This is a genomic window from Streptomyces durhamensis (genome assembly GCF_000725475.1).
GTDB lineage: Bacteria > Actinomycetota > Actinomycetes > Streptomycetales > Streptomycetaceae > Streptomyces > Streptomyces filipinensis.
The window spans coordinates 125,968-135,123 of sequence record NZ_JNXR01000003.1; the positions used below are offsets into that span (position 1 = coordinate 125,968).

Consider the following 9,156-nt stretch of genomic DNA (forward strand, 5'->3'; position numbering starts at 1 on the left):
GAGCTCTGTCGTGGTCACTTAATGATGTGAGATGGAGAGCCGGATGACGCTGTCGTCTGACGTTTTGCAGTATCACCGCCGGGTGCTCACCAGCGCGGCCGTCCGTGCAGGGTACGCGCACACTTGCCGTTACGAGGAGCCGGCCGCCCGCCGGGAGATCGCTCGCATGACCGGGGTCGTCATGTCCGTGTGCGGTCCGGGCCGGGGCCCGAACACGCCGACCACGCTTATCGAGGCGTTGCATCATCCCCTTGCGCAGATCGCTCCCGAGCTTTTCGCCGACAGCACGATGGGCTCGCTGACGGTTCTCGAAGGCGGCGAGCTCAGCGACGACGTGTACGCCGAGGGCTGCGAGGACATCGTCGAGTTGTTGAGCGGGGGTGTGGATCCGGCGCGCCGCTGGCTTCCCACGTGGGCGTGGATGTATGGCGAGTTGGTGGAGCGCGAGGCATTTCAGCAGATCAACGAGGGGGCGAGCGAGAAGGAGTACACCGCGCACCGGTATTTCGTGGTGAAGCAACCCGCCGGTGAAGAGCGGCAGCTGGCGGAGCTCTTCAGTCAGGCGGTCGGCATGCGCAAGTCTGTGCGCTACGTGCCGATCCCGGCCGATCAGGTGTTCCGGGGAAGGTTCTGGTGGCCGTGTCCGGTCTGCCAGTGGCCGATGCATGTCGACGGCTCGGAGGTGCGCTGCCGCTTCCCTCTGCACAATGCGGCGTACTTCGTGCGCGCAGACTCCGCCAAAGGACGCCCGATGTTGCAGCGACGCGACGGCGGCGTGCCCCGGCAACCGGCGGCCCGGTCCTACCACCGTGAGGGGCCGAAGCGAAGCATGTGTGTGGAGACTGCGGTATGGCGCCACATCGTCGTCTCCGGAGTGTCCGAGGTCTACCTGTTCGAGAGGCTGGACGCGCTCAGGGAGCGGGGCGTCGAGGTTCAACTCTGGCCGGGCAAGGACCGCTACGACCTGCTGGTCCGCGTCCCTGCGACAGGCTGGGAGCTGCGGATCGACGTAAAGGACTACGGGTGCGCGGTGTCACTGGCTGACCACTTGCGCAGGAAGCCGCCAGCGGCACGCACCATCGTCATTCCCGACTACCGGGGTGAAGCGCAGCGTGACGAGCTGGCCGAACAGCTGCCGAATCTGACGGTCCTGCTGGTGAGCGAGGTCCTCAAGGCAGCCAAGGCTGAGGTGCGAAAGGCCGGTCGGCGATGACAGCACAACTGGTGGAAAAGGACAGCGAGCTAGACCGGCGGATTCTGCCGAAGGTCATCGCGTGCGCGTGCGCACTCGCGCAACAGCACTTTCCGCTGCAGACGGCGGACGGCAGCGTCGGCACTGACCTGCAGCGCGTGTCCTATCTGCTCACGGGGCAGTACGACGCGTGGACCGAGTATCCGCAGCTCTCGGGCGACGAGCAGCGGCGAATCAGCCGCATGCTGCGCCAGCGCCCCAACCGGCTGAGTAACGAGGAGTCGCTGCGTACGGACGCGGAGCGGTTCCTGGCCACGGGGGCGATCTCCGAGTATGTCCTGCAGGGTGAGGGGGTGCTCGCCGCCCGCCACGGCATGCTGCCCCCAGAGCTGGCCGACGTGCTACTGGAGGAGATCGACCGGCTGCGTGCCGAGAACTCGGGCGCGCTGCCCGACGCCGAGCCCGGCGACTACGTGACCACCCTGCGGGTGCCGATCGCCGGTCACGACTCCACGTGGGCCGTCCAGGCCCACTACACGCTGGAGGAGCGGCATGCGGCACCGGAGGCCGAGCCGGTCACGGTGCGCACCGCGCCGGCGGCCGGCCAGTCGACCCTCAAGGTGAAGGAGTTCCTCGCCCTCAACAGGGAGCTGGACCAGCAAGCCGGTGAGACTTTCCGTACCGAGTCCCTCGAGCCGCTGCTTGCTCAGCTGCGCACCGGCGACGACGTCGAGCTCGGCGAACTGCTGCGAGTCGAGGCAGGAAATCTGCAGGTGCTCCAGGCCCCGACCGGGTTCGGCAAGAGCGTGCTGATGCGCAGCCTGGGCTCCTGGGCCCAGGCGGAGGGCGTCACGCTGGGGCTGGCCGTTCCCACCACCATGGCGGCGCTGAAGATGGCCTACGGCATCGAGAACGACCTGCGCTCGCGCGGAGTTGAGCATCCCGAGCGACTGGTTGTGCCGCTGATGTCGCCGAACAGCATGATGGTCGCCCTGGATCAGGTGGCAGCGGAGTCGAGGGACCGGTCCTTCATCAAGTGGGCGGAGGACCGGCTCGGATACGGCTGCGCCCTGCCGTCACTGGCCACCGTCGACGACGAGGTCGATGCTTGGGTACCCGGTCATGAGTCCTGCATGTCCCTGGTCCCGTATCGGCCCGTCGGCGCGCCGGAATCAGGCCGGGGCTCGAAGGTGCGGCGGCAGGGGACCTGCGCCTGCCCGTTCCGTACTGTGTGTGGGAAGTTCCGTTTGGCCCGGCAGGCCTGCACCGCGCAGATCATCGTCACCACGCACGCGAACTTTTACCAGGGGCATCTGCATATCCCGGTCCAGGTCGACTCCGGTGCCATCGTCGAGCGGATGACGGTGGAGGAACTGATCATGCGGCGCTGCCAGTTCACCGCTCTGGACGAAGTGGACGCTTTCCAGTCCTTCGTCCTGGGCCGGGCCGGCAGGGGACTCACTCTGGCCTGGGGCAACCGCCAGGACCAGCGCCCGCTGCTGAGGCTCGACGGTGAGTTCATCCAGGCCTTCGGGCGGGTGCGGCCGGCCCTGGACGAGAGCATGCGCAACACGCTGATGCGTACTCGCTGGCTCGCCGAGACCTACACCAGCCACCTCGCCCATGGCGCTCTCGGCCCGAGCGACCGGAAAGAAGCGAAGAAGAGGAGCCGCAGTCCGAAGAAGTCGGGGCGTCCGGCTCAGGAGCGACGCTGGATCATTCCGCAGCGCTGGGACGGGTGGATCAGTACCCAGCTGCGTGCCCTGCTCGCCAACGACGACCAGCAGGTGACCACGCAAGAGCGCGGCTTCTCGCCAGATACGGCGGAGCGTGGTCTATTCGCCGCCCTGTACGAGCGCAAGATCAAAGTGACGGCGCTGCCCGAGCATCTGCATCCGTTCGCCGAGCTCCTGCGGGATGTCATCGCCCCCGACGCGGATGCCGGATCCCTGTCCCACGTGCGCAAGCAGCTGGAGCAGAGGCTTGCCCCCTGGGTGCCCAATCAGCAGGTGCGCGCCGACGTGCTGGACCGGATGCTGCGCCGAGCCTTCCTCGAACCGCTGCGGCTGCTGCTGTACCGCTTCGTCCACAACGCGCAGCAGCTCAAGCTGGCTGGCGTCGAGGCGGCACGGGACATCGCCGACGTGCTCGGGCCCTTCAGTGCGTGGCGGGCCATCCCGCATGGTCCGCAGGGACGGCTCATGTTCGCCTTCACTGAGGACGTCAGGACTGGGGTGCCGGAAGACACCCGGCTGAGCGTGGCGGCCTTCGGCGGGGACCCGCACACCTACGTCACCACCCTGGGCCAGATCACCGCCCTGGCACACAGCGGCCACAAGCGTGTCGTGCTGGGCCTGTCCGCCACCGCGTACGCGCCCGGTGCGCACCGCCACCACGTGCACGCCGTTCCCACCTGGTGGGTACCCGACGACGTCGATCACGGGGTGAGCATCGAGGCCGAGCTTTTCCCCGGCCTGGGTGAAGAGATGCTGAGAATCTCTGGCATCACGGGCAAGGACCGGATCGAGGCCACGCGTCTTCTGGGCCGACGCATGTGGCCCAGGTTGCGTGGCGAGCTGAAGGATCTCGGAGGTCTGAGCAAGCGCCGTGTTCAGGACTCCATCCTGCTCGTCACCACCTCGTACGACAGCTGCCAGCACCTGCGCGACGGCCTGCTAGCTGCCGGAGCAGAACCCGGACTCATCGCGGTCGCTGTCAGGCCTCGTCCGGACGACGAACCCGTGGCCCGTCACGACGAGAGGGGCGAACCTCTCTGGCACGAGATCCCCGGCGACCAGCTGGAATCGTTCACCCGGCTGCCCAAGGCCCGGATCCTGATCGCTCCGCTGGGCCGGGCCGAACGAGGACTGAACATTCTGGCGCCGCAGTCCAACAAGTCCGCGATCGGCTCCATCTGGCTCGCCATCCGCCCCGTTCCGCTGGTCGACGAACCCGACGAACTCCTCGCCCACGTCGGTGCCCGGGCCCTGGACGAGAAGGAGACCAGCAGTGAGCCCTGGACCGAGCTTGAGCGGCGCCGCGCGGTGGCGGGCCACTACTTCGAAAAGCTGATCACCAGCGAGCGCTATTTCCGCTCCCTGCCGCCCCGCGCCAAGAGAGCCATCGCCGCCGAGCTGATCATCAGCCTCATCCAGCTGGTCGGCCGCGCCCGGCGCGGAGGCACGCCGGGCCGCATCAAACTCGTCGACGCCGCCTTCCTGGACACAAGCGGCAACTCCGACCTGCCCTACCTCATCCGCGAGCTGCGCTCCCAATGGGCCCGGAGCGACGAGTTGCCCCTCATGCGCCGCTACTACGGCACCACCCTGAACGCCTTCTTCCGCTTCGCCGACCGCCACATCCGGGAGACCACCCGATGATCAGCACCCTGGCCTTCCTCTTCCCGTACAGCGGGCTCGGGAAGATCACGCTCTACCCCCTGAATCGCGAGTTCGGGGAGGCGTGGAGCTCCCTGCCCAGCTACGGCGACGCCAAGAACGGAAAGCCGCGCCGCCCTCCGTATGCCGGGCTGGCCTCCGCGCTCAGCGCGGTGTCGGGCCAGCCTGTCGTTCTGATGCCACACAGCTACGAGCCTGTCGACGACGAATTCGCCCAGCCCGCCGTCGCCGTCACCACTCGGCCCTTCGACCCATGGATCTTGTTCACTGCGGTCAGAGAGTGGGAGCGCTGCGTACGCAAGGGCGAGGACGCCAACACGCTCGCCCCCTTGCTGGCCGCCGCCGAAGTCGAACACCCCGATCTAGCCTCTTACGTCCGTGGCGCCGAGGACGGCATCCCGCACGCCCCGGGCTGGTTCTACCGCGTCGCGGCCTGGAACTTCGCGCAGCGCCTGGCCCGCACGCCCCTGCCCGCCCCCGACGGCCCCCGGATGCGCCGAATCCGTTGGCGCATGGACACCCAGGGCAGCCTCATCAGCTGGGACGACGTCACGAAGAGGACGACCCTGAAGCCCAAGCGCACCGGATACGCGCTGCACAAACTGGACTTCCGTGTCGTCACCCAGCCCGGCGAGCCCATGTTTGCCCTCCACGTACTGCCCACGTTCAGCCGCCTGGCCACCCACTGGGCCAGTACCCGCACCGCCTTCATCGAGCACGGCACAAACAAGAACACGCTGCTGCGGATGCCGATCGGCCACACCAAGAACAACGACGGCGAGTGGGTGCCCTACGCCCGCAACTACGCCGCCGAAGTCCTCGACGCCTGCGGCATGGACTTCACCGCCTGGCCCACCAACGACGATCTCGCCGAGCTCCGCGGCCAGATGCGCGCCCTCGTTCCGGGTCCCGTGCCGCACGTCCTCGGCAAAGGTGTCGGAACCCGCTTCAACAAGATCCTCGCCGATCACATCAACGAGACTTTCAAGCGCCCCAAGATCATCCAAGTCGGCTTCGAACCGACCCCCGTCGAGCTGACCCGCCCGACCAAGGGCTCGATCGCCCGCGCCGATCTCGACCACGCCCTCGCCGCCACCGGCAGCGAAGCCGTTCGTATCATCGCTCTCTACAGCGACGGCACGACGCGCCGGAGGATGACCGAGGCCCTAGCCCCCTACACGGACACCCCTGACCAGCCGCTTGACTGCAGCGACTACACCGACCACCGCCTCAGCGAACGGCTCTTCGTCCGCTTTCACCGCCTGCCGGCCCTCGACCGCCCCGACCGCGTCGACTGGCACGACGAACTCGCCTTCCTGGACCAACTTGAGGACGGCACCCTGAACGGCGCCTGGGTCGAAACCATCTGGAACCCCAAGCCAACCAAACGCGAACGCGAAGCGGGTCAGCACCGCCACGACCACAAACGCGACCTGCGCCGTGCCCTGTACGAGCGCGACATCGTCTCCCAGTTCTTGGCCCGCCAGACGACGCCCGAACCCGACGAGGTGGCGGAAGCAGAAACGGACGACGAGGCCGAACCTCCCAAGGACTACAAGGCGATCAACGCCCTGCGGGACCTCATGTTCCGGCTCGGCTGCGTGGACGATCGTCTCCGCCACGTCACCGACCTGGCCGACGAACCCATCCTGGTCGGTATCCACCTACGCCAGCAGCGCATCAGCAACCGCCGGCCCGGCGCCGCCGACCGCACGCAAATGGTCGAAGTCCTCACAGCGCTCCACACCAGCAGGGATCCAGACCGTCCGTGGCACATGGAGTCTTACGACCACAACAGCCACGACTGGCGGCCCCAAGCCGCAGCAGAAGCGGCCTTCGGCCGGGGCGCGATCGGCCGCGAAGGGCACGCACGTCACGAAGAGGGCGCCTTGCTGGCACGTCAGCACATCGATTCCGCCTTGAAGATCCTTCCCTCCGATCGCCCGTTGATCATCTTCGTGGACACGGAAGCCTGCCGCACCATCTGGCCTGGCCTCCAGAACGTCCACTTCGGCAGGAGGGTGTTGCCGGGGGATGACCTGCGCACCCCCACACGTTCCGTCGCCGTGATCGCCATCAACACCTCCTACGGCGAAGTGCCCGCCCCGGTCGAGAACACCGCCAGCCCCCGCAAGAGCCCCAAACGCCCGCCCAAGCCCCAAGATCGCCTCTACAGGCGCAGGACCAGCACCGGCCTCACCAGCTGGTACATCGCTCAGGCGTCCCGTACCTACGATGGCTTCGGACAAGCCGGCAGCATCGGCGGCGTCTACACCCGCTTCACCCTTCCCAAGGACGACTGGGCCCTCCAGCGCAAGGACTGGCACAGTTTCACAGCTACTCAGATCGCCGTCCCCCACGCCGGAGGCCGGGACCCGGAACAACTCGCTGCCCTCGCAGCCCAGTTGTGTCACCAGTCCTTGGCCTGGGATGCGCGTACCCGCCACCCGTTCCCGCTGCATGTCGCCGGCGCCATGGACCGCGCCCACCCCGAATACCGCGGTCCCAGTGTCGAGCCCAGCGTCACGACCGAGGCCGAGGAAACACAGCATGACGTGTAGCGCTATTGGACAGTCAGCCCGTGCGGTGCCCGTCATGGAGCTACGGGAACCGACGGCAAGGACAACTACCCGGTTGACCGGGAGGCCGACGACCAGATCCGGGTACTGCATCCCGGGCTCAGGGATTACGTGAAGGTGGGCCGGATCTTTCTCGCGCGGGCGGTGCGCTACCTGGCGGAGCAGGAGGGCATCTGACAGTTCCTGGACGTCGGTACGGGGCTGCCGAGCGCCGACAACACGTACGAAGTCGCCCGGGCGTCGCCTCTGACGCCCAGGTGGTCTTTGTGGACAACGACCCGCTCGTGCTCGTCCACGCCCGCGCCCTGCTGGTCGGCACGCCCGAGGGCCCCACCGACTACCTGGACGCCGATCTGCGGGACGTCGACACGATCCTGGCCGCCGCGGCCAAGACCCTCGATCTCTCGCAGCCGGTCATGCTGATGCTGCCCGGAGTCGTCACCTTCGTCGAAGACGATGAGGAGTCGTTGCGCGGCGCCGGCACGGCGAGCAGTTACCCCTCCTGCCGCCGAGAAGGGAAGAGTATCTGTTTGCGGCGCGCAGGGGATGCGTCTACCCTGCGGGCAGGAATGGAGCCTGGGACAGCACCTGGGCCACCCCCGATCATCTTGAGGTACGGAGCGTCGGAAAGCGCCCTCGCCACCACCTCCTTCCCGCTTCCTGTGTACCTGTTCTGTCCGGCCGTCGTGTGCCGGACAGCCGAAAGGCGTTTCCTTGACCATCTACTCTCAGCACGCCACCCGTGGAAAGACTCAGATCCTGGCGACCTACGAGGGTCCGGACGGCGTCGTGTCCAAGACCGTGACGAGTCTTGCTGAACCTCGCCTCGCGGTTCCGGTCGTCGACGCCCTCAATCGGATTTCCGCCTTCGCCACCGTCCCTGTCAGCATCCACGACCGCCGGGAACGGCGTGTGGGCTACTACCCGCGCACGCACCTCGCCGCGCTGACCGACCCTTCCGCCCGCACCGCTCTTCTCGGCGGTGCCCACAGCCTGTGGTACGAGTACGTCTGCCTGCGGCTTCACCAGGCGCTCGCCGACCTGGAAAGTGCCGTGGCAGCTCTCCCCGACACAGTCAGCAGGGCGATCCGATCCGAACTGGAGGCAGAGAAGCACGGGTTGCAGGCAGGACTTGCGGACTTCTCGGGAACTTCCTCGGAGTCGGATCCGCAGACCGAGCGCTGCTGGGAGTTCGGGCACCCCTTCGTGAAGTACGACGACGGGCTGGACACGCTGAGCGACGAGACGCGCGAGCAGCTCGACCGACGTGAGTCGGGATTCACCTCGGAGGAACGGGAGAAGGCGGTCGCCGCCCTCCGGGTGCTGGTCACTGCGCACTCCCAGGGAGGTGACGTGTGGGCTTCACTCGATGACCCCAGCTGTCGCCTCTTCGTGGAGCCGTACGACTCCGACGGCTTCTACCTGACGATCGAAGCGCCGGGCCCAGGCGACGACGAGGCTTCGTGGGAGATCGAGGTCGGCCGTTGGGTGCCGGACGACCCCGAGGAGGAGCCGGGGAACCACAGCAGCGCGACAGGCCATGCCAGGGTCTGCTGCGCCCTTCCGGTCGCGCCGACTGCCGATGAGATCGCTCACTTGCTGAAGTCCGTGGACGAGAAGCCGCTGCTGCTCGCCGAGTGGGCTGAGGCGCCCGCGGGAGCGGTCCTCGCAGGGACGGCGATGGTGGTGACCGAACGCTACGACTCGTGATCCGGGTCGGCAAGGAAGCCGTAGCGCCGGCGTGATGAGCTGGGAACGGCCCGCCACCGCATGCCGAGCGGATGCTTCAGCCATGGTGGTCACCCCGCGAGGTCACGGCCACGGCTGGACCGGCGTGCGTTGCCATCCGGATAGGCTGGGGTTGTCTTAACGGAGGTTGGTGGACACGAACAGGGACAATCCCAACAGGCAGGTGCGTCTGTCGTTCCTCGGATAGGTCCGAGACGGCCACGACCGCAGGGACGATCTCCGGCCGCGCCAAGGATGA

4 protein-coding genes and 1 pseudogene are annotated in these 9,156 nt (G+C 67.4%); all 5 read left to right on the forward strand.

Annotation, left to right across the window (positions count from 1 at the left end; all coding sequences use genetic code 11):
- Positions 1-43 precede the first annotated feature (43 nt).
- Entirely contained in the window at positions 44-1,213 is a 1,170-nt protein-coding gene (locus tag IO33_RS0104310) for a restriction endonuclease-related protein (protein ID WP_167349430.1), read from the forward strand.
- Positions 1,210-4,572, forward strand: coding sequence for a hypothetical protein (locus IO33_RS0104315; RefSeq protein ID WP_157857791.1), 3,363 nt, complete (start codon positions 1,210-1,212; stop codon positions 4,570-4,572). The genes IO33_RS0104310 and IO33_RS0104315 overlap by 4 nt, the downstream gene beginning before the upstream one ends.
- Positions 4,569-7,151: an RNaseH domain-containing protein gene (locus IO33_RS50265; RefSeq protein ID WP_157857792.1), complete on the forward strand. Its 2,583-nt coding sequence runs from the start codon at positions 4,569-4,571 to the stop codon at positions 7,149-7,151. Before IO33_RS0104315 ends, IO33_RS50265 begins: the two co-directional genes overlap by 4 nt.
- 9 nt (positions 7,152-7,160) lie before the next feature.
- Positions 7,161-7,636 (forward strand): annotated as a pseudogene (locus IO33_RS52135) (SAM-dependent methyltransferase); the annotation flags it as partial.
- A gap of 247 nt (positions 7,637-7,883) precedes the next feature.
- On the forward strand, positions 7,884-8,879 hold the full coding sequence (locus IO33_RS0104325; protein WP_031160382.1) for a hypothetical protein: 996 nt from the start codon (positions 7,884-7,886) through the stop codon (positions 8,877-8,879).
- Positions 8,880-9,156 lie beyond the last annotated feature (277 nt).